The organism is Streptomyces sp. NPDC051109, from assembly GCF_044455885.1.
Classification (GTDB): domain Bacteria; phylum Actinomycetota; class Actinomycetes; order Streptomycetales; family Streptomycetaceae; genus Streptomyces.
The window spans coordinates 38538-57887 of record NZ_JBITFF010000018.1; the positions used below are offsets into that span (position 1 = coordinate 38538).

The 19350-nt window shown below is 74.6% G+C and carries 18 protein-coding genes; 12 read left to right on the forward strand and 6 right to left on the reverse strand.

The window, feature by feature from the left end; genetic code table 11:
* Positions 1-8: 8 nt before the first annotated feature.
* From ACIBAD_RS27835 to ACIBAD_RS27850, 4 genes are all read right to left on the reverse strand, one after another.
* On the reverse strand, positions 9-1265 hold the full coding sequence (locus ACIBAD_RS27835; protein ID WP_398909249.1) for a pyridoxal phosphate-dependent aminotransferase: 1257 nt from the start codon (positions 1263-1265) through the stop codon (positions 9-11).
* Positions 1266-1278: 13 nt separating this feature from the next.
* Complete coding sequence (locus tag ACIBAD_RS27840) at positions 1279-2652, reverse strand: lysine 2,3-aminomutase (RefSeq protein ID WP_134076292.1); 1374 nt, start codon at positions 2650-2652, stop codon at positions 1279-1281.
* A 6-nt stretch (positions 2653-2658) separates the two neighbouring features.
* Positions 2659-3507, reverse strand: a complete 849-nt coding sequence (locus tag ACIBAD_RS27845; protein WP_398909251.1) for a mycofactocin-coupled SDR family oxidoreductase — start codon at positions 3505-3507, stop codon at positions 2659-2661.
* 364 nt (positions 3508-3871) lie between these two features.
* On the reverse strand, positions 3872-4138 hold the full coding sequence (locus ACIBAD_RS27850) for a PqqD family protein (RefSeq protein WP_398909253.1): 267 nt from the start codon (positions 4136-4138) through the stop codon (positions 3872-3874).
* 123 nt (positions 4139-4261) lie between these two features.
* Between ACIBAD_RS27850 and mftA the strand changes: the two genes are divergently transcribed.
* Genes mftA through mftE form a run of 12 tightly spaced genes read left to right on the forward strand, consistent with a single transcriptional unit; the run spans position 4262 to position 16118 of the window.
* Entirely contained in the window at positions 4262-4408 is a 147-nt protein-coding gene (mftA, locus tag ACIBAD_RS27855; RefSeq protein WP_398909255.1) for a mycofactocin precursor MftA, read from the forward strand.
* 7 nt (positions 4409-4415) lie between these two features.
* Entirely contained in the window at positions 4416-4706 is a 291-nt protein-coding gene (gene mftB, locus ACIBAD_RS27860) for a mycofactocin biosynthesis chaperone MftB (protein WP_134076296.1), read from the forward strand.
* Positions 4703-5908 (forward strand): mycofactocin radical SAM maturase, encoded by a 1206-nt coding sequence (mftC, locus tag ACIBAD_RS27865; RefSeq protein ID WP_398909258.1) that lies wholly within the window; start codon positions 4703-4705, stop codon positions 5906-5908. Before mftB ends, mftC begins: the two co-directional genes overlap by 4 nt.
* Entirely contained in the window at positions 5905-7896 is a 1992-nt protein-coding gene (locus tag ACIBAD_RS27870) for a mycofactocin system FadH/OYE family oxidoreductase 1 (protein ID WP_398909260.1), read from the forward strand. Before mftC ends, ACIBAD_RS27870 begins: the two co-directional genes overlap by 4 nt.
* Positions 7893-9869 carry a mycofactocin system FadH/OYE family oxidoreductase 2 gene (locus ACIBAD_RS27875; RefSeq protein WP_398909262.1) on the forward strand — a complete coding sequence of 659 codons (1977 nt, stop codon included), beginning with the start codon at positions 7893-7895 and terminating at the stop codon, positions 9867-9869. Before ACIBAD_RS27870 ends, ACIBAD_RS27875 begins: the two co-directional genes overlap by 4 nt.
* Positions 9866-10798 (forward strand): mycofactocin-associated electron transfer flavoprotein alpha subunit, encoded by a 933-nt coding sequence (locus tag ACIBAD_RS27880; protein WP_398909264.1) that lies wholly within the window; start codon positions 9866-9868, stop codon positions 10796-10798. The genes ACIBAD_RS27875 and ACIBAD_RS27880 overlap by 4 nt, the downstream gene beginning before the upstream one ends.
* The gene (locus ACIBAD_RS27885) at positions 10791-12101 is read left to right on the forward strand and encodes an FAD-dependent oxidoreductase (RefSeq protein WP_398909267.1); all 1311 of its coding nucleotides are present in this window, start codon (positions 10791-10793) and stop codon (positions 12099-12101) included. The genes ACIBAD_RS27880 and ACIBAD_RS27885 overlap by 8 nt, the downstream gene beginning before the upstream one ends.
* Entirely contained in the window at positions 12098-12412 is a 315-nt protein-coding gene (locus ACIBAD_RS27890) for a ferredoxin family protein (RefSeq protein ID WP_398909269.1), read from the forward strand. The genes ACIBAD_RS27885 and ACIBAD_RS27890 overlap by 4 nt, the downstream gene beginning before the upstream one ends.
* 5 nt (positions 12413-12417) lie before the next feature.
* A complete protein-coding gene (locus ACIBAD_RS27895; protein WP_398909271.1) occupies positions 12418-13272 on the forward strand; it encodes a mycofactocin-associated electron transfer flavoprotein beta subunit in 855 nt (284 codons plus the stop codon).
* A gap of 10 nt (positions 13273-13282) precedes the next feature.
* Positions 13283-14047: a mycofactocin-coupled SDR family oxidoreductase gene (locus ACIBAD_RS27900; RefSeq protein WP_398909274.1), complete on the forward strand. Its 765-nt coding sequence runs from the start codon at positions 13283-13285 to the stop codon at positions 14045-14047.
* Complete coding sequence (gene mftF / locus ACIBAD_RS27905; protein ID WP_134076304.1) at positions 14044-15432, forward strand: mycofactocin biosynthesis glycosyltransferase MftF; 1389 nt, start codon at positions 14044-14046, stop codon at positions 15430-15432. The genes ACIBAD_RS27900 and mftF overlap by 4 nt, the downstream gene beginning before the upstream one ends.
* Positions 15429-16118, forward strand: coding sequence for a mycofactocin biosynthesis peptidyl-dipeptidase MftE (gene mftE / locus ACIBAD_RS27910; protein WP_134076305.1), 690 nt, complete (start codon positions 15429-15431; stop codon positions 16116-16118). Before mftF ends, mftE begins: the two co-directional genes overlap by 4 nt.
* A 51-nt stretch (positions 16119-16169) precedes the next feature.
* On the opposite strand, the gene ACIBAD_RS27915 is transcribed toward mftE, so the two are convergent.
* Both ACIBAD_RS27915 and ACIBAD_RS27920 read right to left on the reverse strand, forming a co-directional pair.
* The gene (locus ACIBAD_RS27915) at positions 16170-16994 is read right to left on the reverse strand and encodes a metallophosphoesterase (RefSeq protein ID WP_134076306.1); all 825 of its coding nucleotides are present in this window, start codon (positions 16992-16994) and stop codon (positions 16170-16172) included.
* 124 nt (positions 16995-17118) lie between these two features.
* Positions 17119-19278: a condensation domain-containing protein gene (locus ACIBAD_RS27920; protein WP_398909277.1), complete on the reverse strand. Its 2160-nt coding sequence runs from the start codon at positions 19276-19278 to the stop codon at positions 17119-17121.
* Positions 19279-19350 lie beyond the last annotated feature (72 nt).

Below are 19350 nucleotides of genomic sequence, written 5' to 3' on the forward strand. Positions count from 1 at the left end.
TCGGCCTCCTACGAGGTCAGTTTCACGAAGCTTTCCTCGATCCGGGTGAGGACAGCGCTGATGTGCGGCAGCCGCACCGGGTCCGCGGCGTCGAGTGCCGCCTGCTGCTCGGCCCGGGTCGCTCCGTAGAGCAGGCTCGTCGCCGCCTTGAAGCGCAGTGCCCGCTCGTCGTCGCCGAGTTGGTGGCCGGCGAGCACCACGATGCCGTACTCGTCGAAGAGGTGCTCGAAGAGCGAGAGCGAGTCCGTGATGCCCTTCCTGGCGAGGGTCCCGCGCAGCGGCTCGAAGTCCGGGTAGACGTAGAAGGCCCCGGTGGGCGGGCGGCATTCGGCGCCCACGCCGGTCATGATCCCGTGCACCCGGCGGGCGACCGCACCGTGCAGCCGGGCGCTGGCCGCGAGCCTGGCCGTGATCTCCGGCGGCTCGTTGTAGACGTACGCCGCGACTTCCTGCATCGGTGCGGCCAGCGTGGACCACACCTCGCTGGCGGCCGAGACCACGCCGTCGTGGATCTGCCGGCCCCGGTCCCCTTCCGGGAAGCGCATCGCGCCGATGCGCCACCCGCCGAGGGCGAGCGTCTTGCTCAGTCCGGTGCTCACCACCGTGCGGTGGGGGGCGACCTCGGCGGGGCTCAGGAACGGGGTGGCCGGGTCGTGGACGATGTCCCGGTAGATCTCGTCCGAGACGATCAGCAGGTCCTCTTCCTCCGCGATGGCGCAGAGTTCACGGATCCGCTCCGGTCCGGCCAGGGTCCCGGTCGGATTGTCGGGCAGGGTCAGTACCAGGATCCGCGGGTCGTGGCCGAGGACCCGGGCGGCCCGGATCTCCTGCCGCAGCCTCGCGGGGTCGGGGACGCCCCCGCAGTCGTCGGGGATCGGGACGCCGAACGCGCGCTTGCCGGCCAGGGCCGCCTGGGGGGCGTACGTGTTCCAGGCCGGGCGCGGGATCATCACGTCACCGGGTACGACCAGCTGGACCGCCATCAGCAGGGGCTTGCTGCCGGGGGCGACGACCACCTGGTCGGAGGTGGTGGGGAGCCGCCGCCGGGTGAAGTACCCGGCGACGGCCTCCCTGACCTCGGAGCCGCCGTCCACGGGTCCGTAGGCGTTGTGGGCCGATCCTGCGGCGAGGCGTGCCGCCAGGGGGGCGAACACGGGGAGGCGCGCCTCACCGAACCCGAGGTGGACGAGCGATTCACCCTGCGCCTGACGCCTGGCCACTGCCTGGTTGAGCAGGAGGTTGGGCGACACTCTGCGGGCGGTCATCGTTCGGCTCCTTTCAGCTGTGGGTGTTCTCGGCGGGGCCGGCGCTGTGCAGGCGGGCGGCGGCCGAGCCGAGGAAGGCTTCGGCGATGTCCAGATCGGTGGCGGGGTCCAGCTCGAGTTCGTCGACCCAGGCGGCGGTGTCCGAGTAGAGCGCCCGGAACGGCCGTCCCACCAGTGCGGGGTTGCGGGCCTGGAGCATGCGCAGCTGGAAGTAGCGCCCCTCTGCGGTGTCCTGGATGCCGTCCACGGCGACTTTGCCGGGGGTTGCCGACATCACGGGGCCGCGCACCGTGCGGGCCAGTCCCGGCAGCTGCCGGTAGGCCTCCTGGAAGATCCCCGCCGCCTTGGCCAGGGGGACCTTGAAGTAGTCGTGCGGGCCGGTGTCCCGCTCGACGAACATGTAGTAGGGGACCGCGCCGAGCGCCAGTTCGGTCTTCCACATGTCCCGCCATGCCGTCGCGTCGTCGTTGACGTGGGCGATGAGCGGAGCCTGGCAGTAGACCAGCGCACCGGTGGACTTGATCCGGGAGATCGCCCTGCGGGCGATGTCGGTGGAGAGCTCGCGGGGGTGGCTGAAGTGCGCCATGACCGCGAGGTTCTTACCGGAGGCGATCACCTGCTCGAACAGGCGCAGGACGTCGTCCGCGTCCTGGTCGGTGGTGAAGCGCTGCGGCCAGTAGGCGACCGACTTGGTGCCGATCCGGATCGTCTGCAGCGTGTCCACGCCGAGCAGCGGCTCGATGTGTGTGCGCAGCCGGTCCGTGGTCATGATCATCGGGTCGCCGCCCGTGACCAGGACGTCGTTGATCTCGGGGTGCTCGCCGAGGTAGGTGATCAGCCCGCTCGGGTCGGGCGCCGAGAACTTGAGGTCGGCGTCGCCCACGAACTGCGCCCATCGGAAGCAGTACGTGCAGTAGGCGTGGCAGGTCTGGCCCTGCCCGGGGAAGTACAGCACCGTCTCGCGGTACTTGTGCTGCAGCCCGGGCAGCTCCACCCCGTTCTGACTGGGCTTGTTGAGGCTCATCTGCCCCGAGGGGTGCGGATTGAGGCGGGCGCGGATGTCGCGCACCGTCTCCCGCAGCTCCCTCTTGGCAGCGGCGTCCCTCTGGTCCGCGAGCACGGCGAGGCGCTTTTCGTCCTCGGTGTTCAGCATTCCCTTCTGCGGGAAGACCAGCTGGTACATCGGATCGTCGGGAAGCCGCTGCCAGTCAATGAGCTGCTCCAGGACGTATTCGTTCACCCTGAAGGGCAAGACCATCGAGATGAGCCGCACCGTCTCGCGAGATGCGTCGTCGAGCCCGTAGCGGGCCGCGATGTCGTCTATGTGGCGCGGCCCGTAGGCGCGGTACCGCGCCGCCTCGTCAGAGGCCTGGGCCAGGAGGGACAACGAAAGTCACCGGCCCTGCTTGACCAGAGCGCCGCCGTCGATCCGGATGTTGGTTCCGGTGACGTAGCGGGACTCGTCGGACACGAGGTAGACCACGGCGTTGGAGACGTCGTCGGCGCTGACGTAGGGGACCGGCATCGACTGGATGGAGGCGAACACCGGCAGGGCGTCCTCCTGCGTCGGGCTCTCCAGGTCCGGGCGGAAGGTCCGGTACACCGTGTCGTTGAGGAGCAGCGGCGTGTCCACGTTGGTCGGGTGCACGGCGTTGACGCGGCGTCCGGAGGGGCCGAGCTGCGCGGCCAGGGAGGTCACGTAGTCGACGATCGTGTGCTTGGCGAACTTGTACGCGCCCATGCCGGGGCCGGCGATGGCGTCCTCGGGGCCGTACGGCGTGAAGGCCATGACCGAGCCGACGAGGATGACGGAGCCGCCCTCGCCGATGTGCGGCAGCGCGGCGTGCACGGTGTTGAACACGCCGACGAGGTTGATGTCGAGCGTGGTGGTGTAGCCGTCCACCGGGCCCTGGCCCAGCGGCAGGATGCCGGCGTTGGGGATCACCGCGTCCAGGCGTCCGCCGAGCTCGGCGACGCCCTCGTCGATGGCCTTGCGCAGCGCGACGGCGTCACGGACGTCGACCCGCTTGGCGACGGCGCGGCGGCCGGTCTTCTCGACGAGCTTGACGGTCTCGTCGAGCTCTTCCGGCGTGGCCAGCGCGTACGTGGCGACGTCGACGTCCTCGCAGAGGTCGATCGCGATGATGTCGGCGCCTTCCTCGGCCAGCCTGACCGCGTGGCTGCGGCCCTGCCCGCGAGCCGCACCGGTTATCACCACGACTTTGTGTTCCACCCGGCCCATTGGGGCCCTCCCTACCTCATTGATGACGATGCTTGATGCACCGCTCTCAGCAGTTCTACCGTCGGAGCCGGTGGGAATCCGTTTGCGCTATCCCCTAACCGACGGGCGCAGGCCCACGTCAGGGGCCCCCTACACGTCCGCGGCGCAGGGGCGGGGAATCCCTAGGGGTGGAGCGCATTTCCTCTGCGCCGCGCCATTTCCGCGGTAGCCGGAAAAGCGCTGGGCGGCATATCGGCTTAGGGGGCCATAAGGGTTTTCCGGGCGTCGTGCGCACGGAAACCTTAGGCGAAGGCTCGTACGGGTGCGAGCCGGTCGGACACCGGGGAGAACGGGGGTACAGCGTGGCCAGCCGGTACGGCGACAGTCACTGCGCGGCCTCCAGCAGCCCGGTGTCCACCATCCGCTCCGCCCAGATCGCCATGGCGGTGCGGACCTTTCCTTCGTCGGTCTGCCAGGCTTCGGCGAGCGAAGCCGCGGCACGGTCGAGGAATCCGTCGCTGTGCCGCAGCGCCATCCACATGGCGGTGCCGACGGGGCTGCACCGGAGTTCCTCCCTGCCCGCCTTGCGCAGGTCCATCCGGCCGTTCGCCAGGGCGGTACCGCTCACTCCGTCGGCTGCCAGGATCCGCATTCCGTCCTCCTCGTTCGATTGCGCCTCAAGTGCTCCGAGCATCGCGGCTCGAGGAGAACTCGACCATGGGGCTACCCACCCCCTCCGTGCTGTTGCCACCTCCCGTGAAGGATGTGAGACGTCATGAGTCCAGCCGACCAGAGCGCCGCCGAAGGAGCTCTCGCGACGGGCGCCGGGTCCACCGGCCAAGGCGGTCCGCAGGACGCCGCGGTCGAGTCGGAGCTGCTGGTCGAGGAGGTCTCGATCGACGGCATGTGCGGCGTCTACTAGGCCCGTTGTGACCAACGTCTTCGACCCCCGCCTCCCCTACCGCCTCAGCCCGAGCGTGTCCCTGCGCCCGGAGCCGTTCGGGGCCCTCGCCTACGACTTCCGCACCCGGCGGCTGTCGTTCCTGAAGACGCCTGCGCTGGTGGGCACCGTGCGCAGGCTGGCGGAGCTGCCGGACGCGCTCGGCGCGCTCACGGCCGCCGGGGTGCCGGCCGACCACCACGCCCAGTACTGCCGGGCGCTGGCCGGACTGCTGACCGCGGGGACCATCGAGCCCCGCGAGAGTGAGGTACGCGCATGAAACTCGTCGACCACTTCGAGCAGGGGCTGGACGCTCCCATCTGCCTCACCTGGGAGCTCACCTACGCCTGCAACCTCTCCTGCGTGCACTGCCTGTCCTCGTCCGGCCGCCGCGACCCGCGCGAGCTGACGACCGACGAGTGCAAGGCCGTGATCGACGAGCTGCAGCGGATGCAGGTGTTCTACGTCAACATCGGGGGCGGCGAACCGACGGTGCGCCCCGACTTCTGGGAGCTCGTCGAGTACGCCGTCGCCCACCAGGTGGGCGTCAAGTTCTCCACGAACGGCCTGCGCATCACCCCGGAGCGGGCCCGCTGGCTGGCCGCCACCGACTACGTCGACGTACAGATATCCCTGGACGGCGCCAGCGCCGAGGTCAACGACGCCGTGCGCGGCGAGGGTTCGTACGACATGGCGGTGACCGCGATGCGCAATCTGCGCGACGCGGGCTTCCGCGATTTCAAGATCAGTGTGGCCGTGACCCGGCACAACGTCCCGCAGCTCGACGAGTTCGCCGCGCTGGCCGCGCAGTACGGGGCGCAGCTGCGGATCACCCGGCTGCGGCCCTCCGGGCGCGGCGCCGACGTCTGGCACGACCTGCACCCGACCGCCGACCAGCAGATGGTGCTCTACAAGTGGCTGCTCGCCAACGGCGAGAACGTGCTGACGGGCGACTCCTTCTTCCACCTGAACGCGCTGGGCTCCACCCCGCTGCCGGGTCTGAACCTGTGCGGTGCGGGCCGGGTGGTCTGCCTCATCGACCCGGTCGGCGACGTGTACGCCTGCCCGTTCGCCATCCACGACGAGTTCCTGGCCGGCAACGTCCGCGACGCCGGCGGCTTCGCCTCGGTGTGGCGCGGATCCGAGCTGTTCGCGCGGCTGCGCAGCCCGCAGCCCGCCGGGGCCTGCTCCTCCTGCTCCGCCTTCGACTCCTGCCGCGGGGGCTGCCCGGCGGCCAAGTTCTTCACCGGGCTGCCGCTGGACGGCCCGGATCCGGAGTGCGTGCAGGGCCATGGCGAGCGGGCCCTCGAACTGGTCGCCGGCACGGCCCGGCCCCGCCCCGACAAGGACCACTCGCACCGCACCCGCCGGCCGAAGTCCGCGGCGGTGCCGGTGTCGATCGGCTGGGGGCCACCCGCCGAATCCCCGGCCCCGGTCGCCCGGCCCTGCGACACCAGCCCGCTCGCCGGGTTCCGGCTGTGAGCCAGCTGACCGGCCCCGTCGTCCTGGCCGGCCGCAGCGCGCAGAGCCGTGTCGTCTTCGGTCCGCACGAGACGAACCTGGGCACCGCCCGTGCCCTGTCCGAGCGGCACGTCGCCTACTACGGGCGACGGGCCGCGGGCGGCGCGGGCGTGATCGTCACGGAGACCGCGAGCGTCCTCGCCTCCGACTGGCCCTACGAACGGGCGCCGCTGGCCACCGCGTGCGGCCCCGGCTGGGCGGCGACGGCCGCCGCCTGCCACCCGTACGGCGCGCTGGTCCTGGCCGGGCTCGGGCACAGCGGCTCGCAGGGCTCCTCCGCGTACTCCCAGGAGCCGCTGTGGGCGCCCTCGCGGGTGCCGGACGTGGTCAGCCGCGAGATGCCGATGGAGATGGAGCAGGCCGAGATCGACTCCGTCGTCGGCGCGTTCGCGGCGGCCGCGGAGCTGGCCGTCGCCTCCGGTCTGGACGGTGTGGAGGTCAACGCCGGACAGCACGCGCTGCTGCGGCAGTTCCTGTCGGGCCTGACCAACCAGCGGGACGACGCGTACGGCACCGACCGGGCCGCCCTGCTGGTGGAGGTGCTGGCCGCAGTGCGCGAGCGGATCGGCCGCGAGCGCGTCCTCGCGCTGCGGCTGAGCTGCGACGAGCTGGCGCCCTGGGCCGGAATCACGCCCGAGGCCGGTGCGGAGCTCGCCCGGCGGATCGCCCCGGAGGTGGACCTGCTGGTGGTGGTGAGGGGTTCGGCGATGGGCACGGCGGCGACCCGCCCCGACGCGCACACGCCTCCCGGTTTCAACACGGAACTGTGCCGGTCCGTCCGCGATGCCGTCGAGGGGCACTGCGCGGTGGTCCTGCAGGGCTCCGTCGTCGACCCGGAGCCCGCCGTGCGGGCCCTGTCCGACGGGGTCGCGGACCTCGTCGAGATGACCCGGGCCCAGATCGCCGACCCGGAGTTCGTCCGCAAGCTGGCCGCCGGGCACGCCGACCGGATCCGCCCCTGCACCCTGGGCAACCAGCGCTGCCAGGTGCGCGACAACCGCAACCCGGTGGTCTCGTGCACCGCGGAGCCGCGCAGCGGCCACGAGACCCGGGACCGGCCGGTCGAGTCCGCCGACGGCGGTGCCGCCCGCGCCCGCCGACCGGTGCTGGTGGTCGGCGGCGGCCCCGCCGGGCTGGAGGCGGCCCGCGTGCTGGCGCTGCGCGGCCACCCGGTGCGGCTCGTCGAGTCCGCCGAACGCCTGGGCGGAACACTGCACCTGGCCGCCAGGGTCCCGGGACGGGAGCGGCTGGCGCGGCTCGCGCACTGGCTGACGGCCGAGGTGGAACGCCTGGGCGTCACCGTCGAGACCGGTACGCGGCCCTCCGCGGCCGAGCTGGAGGCCGCCGCCGGCGGCCTGATCCTGGCTACCGGCTCGGTGCCCGGCCCGCGCGACTACGCGGTGCACGACGGCGCGGCCGTCCTCGACGTCGCCGACGTGCTCGGCGCGCCGGAGCCGGCCGCCGCGCTGCCCGAGGGTCCGGTCGCGGTGTACGACACGGTGGGCGACGCGGTCGCCGTCGGCGTCACGGAGCTGCTCGCCGCGGCCGGCCGCACCGTCACCGTCATCACGCGCGACCAGGTCGTGGGCACCCAGCTGGCCGTCACCGGCGACCTCGCACCGGCCAACTCCCGCCTCCAGCAGGCCGGCGTGGTCCAGGCCCGGCGCAGCGTACTGCGCGAGGTCCACCCTGACCACGTGGTGGTCACGGACGCGCTGACCGGCGTACGGACCGAGATTCCGTGCGCGGCGGTCGTGCACTGCGGCCACCGGATGCCGGACCCGGCCGCCCCGCCTGCGGGCGCGGTGTCCGCGGGGGACCGGGTGGCCCCCCGCACCGTGTACGAGGCGGTGCTCGAGGGCCGGCGCGCCGCGCTCGCCGTGTCGGGCGCCGACGCCGCGACCGTGCTGCCCGCCGTGCCCGTCCGCGAGTTCCAGGTGGTGTCATGAGCAGTAATCCCGGGCGGCTGCGCCATCTGCTGAGTCCGCTGCGGATCGGCCCGCTCACCGTCGCCAACCGTGTGGTGTTCTCCGCCCATCTGACGAACTACGCCGAGGACGGGCTGCCGAGCGAGCAGCACGCCGCGTACTACGCGGCCCGCGCCGCCGGCGGGGCCGGGCTGATCATCACCGAGGAGCACTCGACCCACCCGACGGACTGGCCGTACGAAAAGCTCATCCACGGGTTCCGGCGCGCGGCCGTCCCCGGGTACCGGCGCATCACCGAGGCGGTGCACGCCCACGGCGTGCCGATCATCGCGCAGCTCAACCACAACGGCGGGCAGGCGTCGGGCATGTACTCGCGGCTGCCGGTGTGGGCGCCGTCCCCGGTGCCCGACCCGCTCTTCCGCGAGGTGCCCAAGGCCGTCGACGCACACGAGATCGCCGAGATCGTGGCGGGCTACGGCACGGTCGCCGGGCACTGCGCCGAAGGCGGGTTCGACGGGGTGGAGCTGCAGTGCTCGCACTCCTCCATCGTCCGCGGGTTCCTCTCCCCCGCCACCAACCACCGCACGGACGAGTACGGCGGCTCCCTCGCGAACCGCGCCCGGATCCTGCTGGAGATCATCGGCTCGGTGCGGGAAGCCATCGGCCCCGACCGGGCGCTGGGCGTCCGGCTCTGCGGCGACGAGCTGATCGAGGGCGGCACCACCATCGACGAGGCCGTCGCGGTCGCCCGGATGGTCGAGGCGACGGGCAAGGTCGACTACATCAACACCTCGATCGGCGTGGCCACGTCCACGCTGTACATGATCGAGGCCTCGATGGCGATCCCGGCCGGATACGCGCTGTTCATCTCGAACGCCATCCGGCGCGCGGTGGACCTCCCGGTGATCGGCGTCGGCCGGATCAAGGACCCCGTCCAGGCCGAACGTGCGCTGGCCGAGGGCCACTGCGACCTCGTCGGCGTCGTACGCGGCCAGATCGCCGACCCGGACTTCCTGGCCAAGGCCCGCGCGGGCGAGACCTCCGCGATCCGCACCTGCCTGTCCTGCAACCAGGAGTGCGTCGGGCGCATGGGCCTGAACCGCTGGCTGGGCTGCATCGAGAACCCGCGGGCGGGCCGGGAGTCCGTGCCGCTTCCCCTGCCCGTCCCCGGGCGCCGGCCCCGGAGGGTGCTGGTCGTCGGCGGCGGCCCTGGCGGACTCCAGGCTGCTGCCACGGCCGCGGAACACGGTCACGACGTGACCCTGCTGGAGCGCCGGAGCGCGACCGGCGGCCAGGTCGCGGTGGCCGCGACCGTACCGTCGCGCGCCGAGTTCCTGGACGTCGTACGCAATCTCGCCGCCGAGTGCAGGCGCCGCGGGGTGACGATCCGGACCGGCACCGAGGCGACGGCCGCCTCGCTGCGCGCCGAGGCACCCGACGCCGTCGTCCTGGCCACCGGCGCGCGCCCCGCGCCGCCGTGGTGGTCCGGCGGGCTGGAGCGCGTCGTGGACGTCCGCGACGTGCTGGAGGGCCGGGCCGCCCCGTCCGGCGAGGTCGTGATCGTCGACGACCTCGGCTTCCACCAGGCCACCTCGGTGGCCGAGCTGCTGGCCGACCGCGGCTGCCGCGTCACCGTCATCACCTCCGCGATGGTCGTCGGGCAGGACCTCGGCATCACCCTCGACATGGAGACCTTCCAGATCCGCGCGCACGCCAAGGGCATCGGCCAGCAGACGGACAGGGTCGTCGTCGGCGCGGCGGCCGAACCGGCGGACGGCGGCGTGGAGCTGCAGGTCCTCACCCACACCACGGGCGCCACCGAGCAGGTGCGCGCCGACTGGGTGGTGTGCGCCACGCACCAGACACCGGAGGACTCCTTGTGGCACGAGCTGAAGGACGCTCCGTTCGCCGTGCACCGCGTGGGTGACTGCGTCGCCCCGCGCCGTGCGCACGCAGCGGTCATCGAGGGCCACCGCGTGGCGGTGGCGCTGTGAGCCGGCCGGCCGTGGACGGCGAGGCCGTCGCGGTGGTCGTCGTACGCGGCGGCCGGCTGCCCGTCGGCAGCGACGAGGCCGTCGCCGAGGCGGGCGGTGCGGCGCTGCTTGTCGGCGACGGCACCGCGCGCGCCTGCGCCGCGCTGAGCTCCGCCGAACGCGTCTGGCGGGCCGAGGACGCCCGTACGGCGCCCGGCGCGCTCGCCGCCGCCCTGGCACCCCTGCTGGCGGACGTGCCGGTCGTGGTGCTGCCCGCTTCACCGGACGGCCGCGATCTGGCCCCCCGCCTCGCCCTCGCACTGGACCGTCCGCTGCTGGCCCGGGCGGTGGCCGTGACCCCGGGCGGGGCCGACGTACTGTGCTGGGACGACCAGGCGCTGGTGGAACTCGCCGTCGACGGCCCGTTCGTGGCCACCCTCGTGCCGGGCGTACGCGGGGCTCTGCCCGCCACGCCGGTCCGTGAGCCCGTCACCCTCGTCCTGCCCGAGGCGCCCGCTCCGGTGGCCGACGCCCGCGTGCGCGAGGTCATCGAACCGGAGCCCGGTACGGCCGATCTCTCGGAGGCGCCGCGGGTGTTCGGCGCCGGCGCGGGGCTCGGCAGCCAGGCGTCGACGGCGCGGCTCGCCGCGGTCGGTGCGGCGCTCGGCGCCTGCCTCGGCGGGACCCGCGTGGTCACCGACGCGGGCTGGCTCGGCCACGAGCGGCAGATCGGCACGACGGGCGTGGTGATCGACCCCGAGCTGTACATCGCCTTCGGAGTGTCCGGCGCCGCCCAGCACACCGGCGGCCTCGGTCGGCCGCGCCACGTGGTGAGCGTCAACACCGATCCGTCCTGTCCGATGACCGAACTCGCCGACCTGGGCATCGTCGCCGACGTGCCCGCCGTCGTCGACGAGCTCGCCCGCCGCCTGGGAGTCACCCATGACTGACCCGATGTTCGACGTGATCGTGGTCGGTGCCGGTCCCGCCGGCTGCGCGGCCGCCCTGGAGGCGGCCCGCGCGGGCCGCACGGTCGCCCTGGTCGAGCGCGGCCCCTTCCCCGGTTCCAAGAACGTCTACGGCGGGGTCGTCTACGGGCGCATCCTCGACGAACTCGTTGAGAACTGGTGGGAGAAGATGCCCGTCGAGCGCTGGGTGACACGCCGCTCGACCATGGTGATGACCGAGAACCAGGCCCTTACCGTGGACTTCCGCAGCCAGGACTGGGGCGCTCCCCCGTACAACGGCGCGACGGTCCACCGCGCTGCGTTCGACTCCTGGCTCGCCTCCCTCGCCGTGGAGGCGGGCGCCGTCCTCGTCACCTCGACGGTCGCGACGGGGCTGCTGCGCGACGCGCGGGGCAGGGTGACGGGCGTCCGTACGGACCGCCCCGACGGAGACCTCACCGCATCCGTGGTCATCGCCTGCGACGGCGTGAACTCCTTCCTGGCCAAGGAAGCCGGCCTGTACCCCTCCGGGCCGAAGGCCGAGCACACCACGCTGGGTGTGAAGGAGACCCTGGCACTGCCCCGGGAGGTCATCGAGGAACGCTTCGCCGTCACCGGCCGGGAGGGCGTGGACCTGGAGATCCTGGGCTGTACGCGGTCCGTCCCGGGCGGCGGCTTCCTGTACACGCACCTCGACTCGGTCAGCGTCGGCGTCGTCGTCGGCCTCAAAGGGCTCGCGGCCGCCAAGGTGCGCCCCGAGGACCTCCTGGACGATCTCAAGGCGCACCCGGCCGTCGCCCCGCTGATCCGGGGCGCGGAGCTGAAGGAGTACTCCGCCCATCTGATCCCGGAGGGCGGCTACGACACCATCCCCGACCTGATCGGCGACGGGATCCTGGTCGCCGGGGACGCCGCCGCCATGTGCCTGGCCGCGGGCATCTGGCTCGAGGGCGTCAACTTCGCGCTCGGTGCCGGCATGTACGCGGGCCGCGCCGCCGCGGCGGCGGTGGCCCGCGGCGACTGCTCCCGCATGGGCCTGTCCGGCTACCGGCGGATGCTGGAAACCTCGTTCGTCCTGGCCGACCACCGCAAGCTGCGCCGGGCCCCGGGCCTGCTGTTCTCCGAACGGTTCCAGCAGCAGTACCCGGCCCTGATCTGCGACGTGGTGCAGGGCCTCTTCCACGTCGACAACCCGCGCCCGAAGCCGGGTGCCGTGCGGCTGCTGCGCACCGCGGCCCGCCGCCACGGCGTCCGCACCCGCCACCTGGTGGCCGACGCGCTCAACGGATTGAGGACTTTCGGATGACCACCACCGCCAAGGGCACGCCGCAACCGTACGGGACGGCGTTCGAAGACCGGATGGACACCGTCGAGTTCCGGGTCTCGCCGAACGCGCACATCACCGTCGACACCGATGTCTGCCGCGGCTGCACGACTCGGGCCTGCCTGCACGCGTGCCCCGCGAAGCTCTTCGTGCCCACCGCCGACGGCGGCCTCGTCTTCAACCACGAGCAGTGCTTCGAATGCGGCACCTGCTACCTCGTCTGCGACGCCGACGGTGCCATCAGCTGGAGCTACCCCGAAGGCGGCCGCGGCGTCGTCTTCCGGAAGGGATGAGCGCCGTGCTGGTCGTGGCAGCGCTGCGGTGGGACACCGGGCGCACCCGGGTGCACCCGCTGACCGGAGCCGTGGAGAGCGACGTGCTCGCGGGAGGCGCCCCGGCCGCCGACCGCAGCGCACTCGAGCACGCGCTGCGCCTGGCCGAGCTGCTCGGCGGCCGCTGCGTCGCCGTCACCGTGGGCCCGCCCGCCGCCGAGGCCATGCTGCGCGAGGCGCTGGCCTGCGGGGCCGCGGACGTCCTGCGGGTCACCGGCCCCGACGAGGACGCGGAGGCGGTCGCGCGGACCCTGCTGGACGCCGTACGCCGCCGTTTCGGCAGCCCGGACCTCATCGTGTGCGGGGACCGCTCGGCCCGCTGGGGTACGTCGGCCACGCCCGCCGTCCTGGCCGGTCTGCTGGGCGCGGCCCAGGCCACCGGGCTGGTCGCACTCGGCTCCGACGGCGCCGTCCTGCGGGCCGTGCGGCGCCTGGACGGCGGGCGCCGCGAGCTGCTCGACGTGACCCTGCCCGCGGTCTGCTCGGTGGAGGCCCACAGCGCGACGCTGCGGCGGGCGGCGCTGCCCGCCGTACTGGCGGCGCACTCTGCCCCCGTCCCGGCCGTGCGGGCCGAGGGCGCGGGTGCACCCGGCCGGGTGCGGACCGGCGCCGTACGTCCGTACCGGCCCCGGCCCGTGGTGTGCCCGGCGCCCGACGCCGCCGACCCCCGCGAGCGGTTGCTGGCCCTGACCGGGGCCCTGGAGCAGCGCACCCCGCCGCGGCTCGTCACACCGTCGACCCCGGCCGACGCCGTCGACGAACTCCTCGGCTACCTGCGCGGGCACGGCTACCTCGGCACGGCGGAGGGCGCCGGTGCCTAGGGTCGCGCTGGTGACGGGCGCCGCGCGCGGGATCGGCGCCGCCGTGGTGGAGCAGCTGGCCGGCGCGGGCTGGCAGGTGGTCGCCGCCGACCGGTGCGCGGACCTGCCGGGCGTGCCGTACGCGATGGGCAGCCGGCGGGAACTGGCGGCGCTCGCCGCTCGCTGGCCGGGCCGGGTCGTCGACGTGGTTGCCGACGTCCGCGACCTGCAGGCGCTGCGCGCCGCGGTGGCCCTCGCCGAGGAGCGGTTCGGCGCGCTGGACGCGGCCGTCGCGGCGGCCGCGGTCATCGCGGGCGGGCGCCCGCTGTGGGACACCCCGGACGAGGAGTGGGACGCCCTGTTCGAAACCGGTGTGCGCGGTGTCGCCAACCTGGCACGGGCCGCCGTTCCCGCACTGCTGCGCAGGCCCGGGCCGCGTTCGGGCCGGTTCGTGGCGCTGGCCTCGGCCGCGGCCCATCGCGGCCTGTGGCACCTGGCGGCGTACAACGCGGCCAAGCACGGCGTGGTGGGCCTGGTCCGGGGCCTGGCCGCGGACCTGCGCGGAACGGGCGTCACCGCCACGGCCGTCTCCCCCGGCTCCACGCGCACTGCCATGCTCGACGCGAGCGCGGCGCTCTACGGCCTGCCGGACGTCGAGGAGTTCGCCGTCCACCAGTTGGTGGACCGGCTGCTGGACCCGGCGGAGGTCGCGGCCGCCGTGTGCTGGCTGTGCAGCGAGCAGTCCTCCGCCATCACCGGAACGGTCGTCCACGCGGACGGGGGCTTCACCGCATGAGCGCGTACCTCCTGACACCCGACCCGGGGCTGCGCCGCCTGGCCGGCGGCCGCGTCCTGCTCGGCGGCTCGCCGTGCCGGGTACTGCGCCTGACCGCGGCCGGCGCACGGCTGGCGGACGGCTGGCTGGCCGGATCCCCGGTCGCGGACCGGCCGGCGCACCGGCAGCTGGCCGGCCGCCTGGTGCGGGCGGGGCTGGCCCACCCGCACCCGGCGGGCGGCCGCCTCACCCCCGCGGACGTCACGGTGGTGGTACCCGTCCGCGACCATGCCCGGGCCCTGGCCGAACTCCTGCCGGCCATCGGGCCGGTGGGCCGCGTCGTGGTGGTGGACGACGGCTCGGCCGTCCCCGTGGACGGGGCCGCCGTGCGCCACGCCGCCGCACGGGGTCCGGCGGCGGCCCGCAACTCCGGCTGGCGTCTGGCCTCGACGGAGCTGGTGTGCTTCCTCGACGCCGACGTCCGTCCGCAGCCCGGCTGGCTGGAGCCGCTGCTGCGGCAGTTCGAGGATCCCGGGGTGCGGGCCGCGGCCCCGCGCGTGCGCAGCGCGCCGGGCCCTTCCGTACGGGAGCGCTACGAGGAACACCGCTCCCCGCTGGACCTCGGTCCCCTCCCCTCGGCGGTCCGTCCGGGCACCCGGGTGCCGTACGTGCCGACGGCGGCCCTGGTCGTACGCACCCGGGCCCTCGAGGCTCATGGGGGGTTCGACGAGGGGATGCGCTTCGGCGAGGACGTGGACCTGGTCTGGCGCCTGGCCGCGGAAGGCGAGGTCCGCTACGTCCCCGATGCGGTCGTCCACCACGCCCCGCGGCGCACGTGGCGCGCCTGGGCGCGGCAGCGCTTCGGCTACGGCACCTCCGCCGCCCCGCTGCACCGGCGGCACGGCCCGGCCGTGGCCCCGGTGCGCATGTCCCCCTGGAGCGCGCTGTCCTGGGCCGCCGTCGCCGCCGGCCGGCCGCTGGCCGGGCTGGCCGTGGCAGCCGGTACGGCGGCCCTGCTCCCCCGCAAGCTGTCCCGCTCGGGGGTTCCGGCGGGGGTCTCCCTCTCCCTGGCGCTGCGCGGACACGCGGGTGCGGGCGGCCTGTTGGCCGAGGCGGCCGGCCGCGTCTGGTGGCCCGTCCTGGCGGTGCACCCCCGCGGCCGGCTGCTGCTGGCCGTCGCCTGCGCCCGGCACCTCTCCCGCTGGTACCGGGTCCGACCGGACCTGGACCCCGTGCGCTGGACGGCCCTGTCCACGGCCGACGACCTGGCGTACGGGGCCGGGGTCTGGTGGGGTGCGCTGCGCGGTCGTACGACGGGGCCGCTGCGGCCCGACCTGGCCGTGCACGGCGCCCGCCGCACGGGCGCCGGCGGTCGCGCGGATGAGGGGACGGGTACGCCGGTATGAGCGGCCTGGACCGCGCGGCATGGCCGCGTTACGCCGCGCCCGGCGCCCCCGGCGTGCTGGTGGTGCCGCTGGGATCCACCGAACAGCACGGCCCCCACTTGCCGTTCACCGTGGACACGGAGATCGCGGCCGCACTCGCCGGGGCGCTCGAGCGGAGGCGCCCCGACGTGGTGCTGGCGCCCGCCGTGCCGTACGGGTCCAGCGGGGAGCACGCCGGCTTCCCCGGCACCCTCTCCATCGGCCGGGCCGCCCTCGAGCTGCTCCTGGTCGAACTCGTACGGTCGGCGGACGCGTTCGACGGGGTGGTGCTGATCAGCGGGCACGGCGGCAACGCCGTCCCCCTGCGGGCCGCGGTGGCCCTGCTGCGCGGTGAGGGCCGAAAGGTGCTGGCGTGGTCACCGTCCGGCGATCCGCGGGACAGTCACGCGGGCCGCACGGAAACCTCGGTGATGCTCGCGCTGCGGCCCCGTGCGGTGCGGATGCAGGACGCCGTGCCCGGCGACGGGCGCCCGCTGGCGGAGGTGCTGCCCGTCCTGATGGAGTCGGGCGTGCGCGCCGTCTCCCCGAACGGTGTCCTCGGCAACCCGCTGGGCGCCACCGCGCTGGAAGGCGCGACCGTGCTCTCCCGCTGGGAGGACTCCCTGCTCGCAGCCTTCGACACCTGGCGGTCCGCGCTCCGCGGCTGAGGGCCCGCACCGGAGCGAGCGCGTGCCGACCGCCCGTGCCGACCGCGCGGGTCAACCGCGCGGCAGTATCTGCCGCGGCACGTCGCGCGGGTGGCCCGGGCGGCGCCATTCGCGCGGGTAGCCGACCGAGACCTCCTCGAACGGGACGCCGTCGTAAACGGTGGAGCGGGGAATGTGCAGGTGCCCGTAGACGACGGCCGCCGCACGGAAGCGCAGGTGCCAGTCCGCGGTGAGCTCGGTCCCGCACCACTGGGCGAACTCCGGATGGTGCAGGATCCTCGTCGGCTCACGGACCAGCGGGTAGTGGTTGACCAGGACCGTGGGCAGGGCGGAGTCGCAGGCGGCCAGGCGACGCTCCGTCTCGGCGACGCGCGCCCGGCACCAGGCCTGCCGGCTGGGGTAGGGGTCCGGGTGCAGCAGGAATTCGTCGGTGCACACCACGCCCTTCTCGTGCGCGAGCGCAAGGGACTCCTCGGTGCTCCGGGCCGCCGGGACGCGGAAGCTGTAGTCGTACAGCACGAAGAGCGGCGCGACGGTCACCGGTCCGCCGGCCCCTTCCCACACCGGGTACGGGTCCTCCGGGGTCAGCACTCCCAGGCCGCGGCACAGTTCCACGAGGTGGCGGTAGCGCTCCGCACCGCGCAGTTGGACCTCGTCCTCGCGCGGGGTCCACAGCTCGTGGTTGCCCGGCGCCCACACCACGGTGGAGAAGTTCCGGCTCAAGGTGGCCAGTCCCCACTCGATCAGCTCGCTCGTCTCGGCGACGTCCCCGGCGACGAGCAGCCAGTCGTCATCGGACACCGGCCGCAGGTCCTCGACGATCTTGCGGTTCTCCGGGTGACCCACGTGCAGGTCGCTGATCGCGAGCAGGCTCATCCGCTCAACCTAGACGCTCCCCCGGCCCCGCGGCACGGGTAGATCCGGACTTCTGCGAACCGCGGCGGCCGGACTGGACGCGAAGGCCCCGACACGGCCCCCCGACGGTGTCGGGTCTTCGCGTTCACCCCGGCCGCCCGGCCGCCACCAGGGTGCGCGCCAGGCGGCGCACCGACTCCGGACTCCCGTCGGCCGTGCCCGCGATGGCCACGAGCGGCGGCAGCCAGCCGTGGGCGGCGATGCGCTGCGCCACCTCGTAGGCGACGCTCCCGCCTCCGGAGAAGCAGCCGAGGAGCAGCGGTCCGCCGGCCGCGAGCGTGGGGCGCAGCGCGGCCAGGCATGCCTGCGCATCGGCCGGCGCGGCGACGGTGGTCAGCGCCCGCGGGCCCCGGTAGGCGCGTACGAGGCCGTCGTAGCAGTCCTCGGGCGCGGCGGGCGGCGGGATGAGCAGGATCGTGCCGGCGTCGGGGTGCCCGGCCGCCCGCAACGTGCGCGGACCGGCGGGCGGGACCGGGGCGGGCGCCGCGGCCCCTGCCGCCGGCAGGTCGGCCAGGGTCCGCAGGATCTCCCCGATGGGGGTCGTGCCGTCGCCGAGCACCGGGAACGCGCGCAGCAGCTGGGCGGTACGGGCGAGTGCCGCGGCCGCCACCTCGTCGGCGACCCGCGTACGGTCGTTGACGGCCGTCAGCAGCAGGGCGCCTTCGGCGTCGTGGTGCGCGCTGACGACGAGGGGCTGCGGCGTGGAGGGGCTCGTGGTCCGCGGCGGGTCCACCCTGACCCCCTCGGCCGCGAGTTCGCTCCACAGCGGGTCCCCGCCATCCCGTTCGGGCGGCCGGCCCTGCGGGGTCTCGAAGACGAGGAGCGACTGCGTGAGGCCGCCGGATTCCGTCCGTCCGCTCCACTCGCGGATCTGGCCCGCCGAGGCCCATTCGTACGCGGCCGCGCCCAGGGCCCGGTCGCGCAGGTCGGCCAGCAGCGCCGGCAGCGGGGCGGCGGGGTCCACCTCGACGTGGACGGGCAGCGCGTTGCGCAGGGGGGCCGGGATGCCGGCGGCGCCCTCCAGGGCGATGCCGCGGCCGGACACGGCCATGGCGAAGGCGATGGGGGCGGGGGCGGGGGCGGGGGCGGGTAGCGCGCCCGCTCCGCCGTAGCGGTACAGCAGCATGGCCCAGGCCGCGTGAAGTGCCGTGCTCTCCGCGGCGCCCCGCCCGGCGGCCCACTCGCGCAGCCGGGCCGCCTCGGAGGGGGTCAGCCGCTCCCTCGCGAGTCCGCGGCCGCGGCGGCCCCCGCCTTCTGCGGTCGGCGCGGCCGCGGGCGGCCCGGGCAGGGTGTGGCAGCCGGGCGGCGGCGCGGCGCGGGACCAGAACGCGCGGGGCGGGGCGAGGTCCTGGCCTGCCAGCCACCGCAGGTGATCGCGCACGTCGGGCCGGCGCTCGCCTCCGGTCGGCCGCCCTTCGGCCCGGTACGCGCGGTAGAAGGCGCGCAGCAGCAGGCGCACGCTCCAGCCGTCGAGCATGGCGTGGTGGTAGGTCAGGGCGATGCGCGTCGGCCCGGCGGACCCCGCCCGTTCGTCCAGCAGGGCGATCCGCATGAGCCCGGGCCGCCGCAGGTCGAAGGGGCGCAGCCGCTCGCTCACCAGCAGGGAGTGCCAGTCGGCGGTTCCGTGGGGGTGCCGGACGATCTGCGGCGAGGCGTGCGGGTGGACGAGGACCCGGGGGGTGGTGTCGCGGCCGTCCGCCCGTGCCTGGTCTCCGAACGCGGCGCGCAGCACGGGTTCCTGTGCGAAGACCCGCTGCCAGGCCGCGTGGAACCGCCCGGTGTCCAGAGGCCCGTACCAGCGCCAGTGGAGCTGTTCGACGTGCAGGCCGGCGCCGGGCCTGCCGGTCAGGCCGTCGAGCAGCACCTCGCGCTGGCGTGCACTCGCCGGGAGGCCGGTCAGGGGATGCGCGGCCGGGCCACCGCGGCCGCCGGGGCCGCCGGACGCCTCCTGCCCGGCAGGTCCCTCCGCGGCCCCCGCCCACGCCGTCCGCGAAGCCTGCGGCCGGGCGGGTGTCCGCCGCGGCCGGGCTCCGGGCGTGGTCAGCAGGTCCGCCACGGTGCCGGCCGGCGAGTGCTGCCGGGGCAGGTGCAGGGTATGGTGCGTCGGCGTGTGGCGGCGCAGCGTGGTCGTGCCCGAGGGCAGCCCTGCGAGGGCCTCCTCGAGCGCGTCCTCGTCGAGGGGCCCGCGCAGCTCGAGCTCCGGGGCGGAGCCGGGCGCGATCACCACGGCCATGGCAGCGTTCATCCGCTCCCCCTCGTCCGGTCGCGGCGCCGGGTGGCCGCACGGTTCAAAGGGGTCGAGTATGCGCGGGGCACC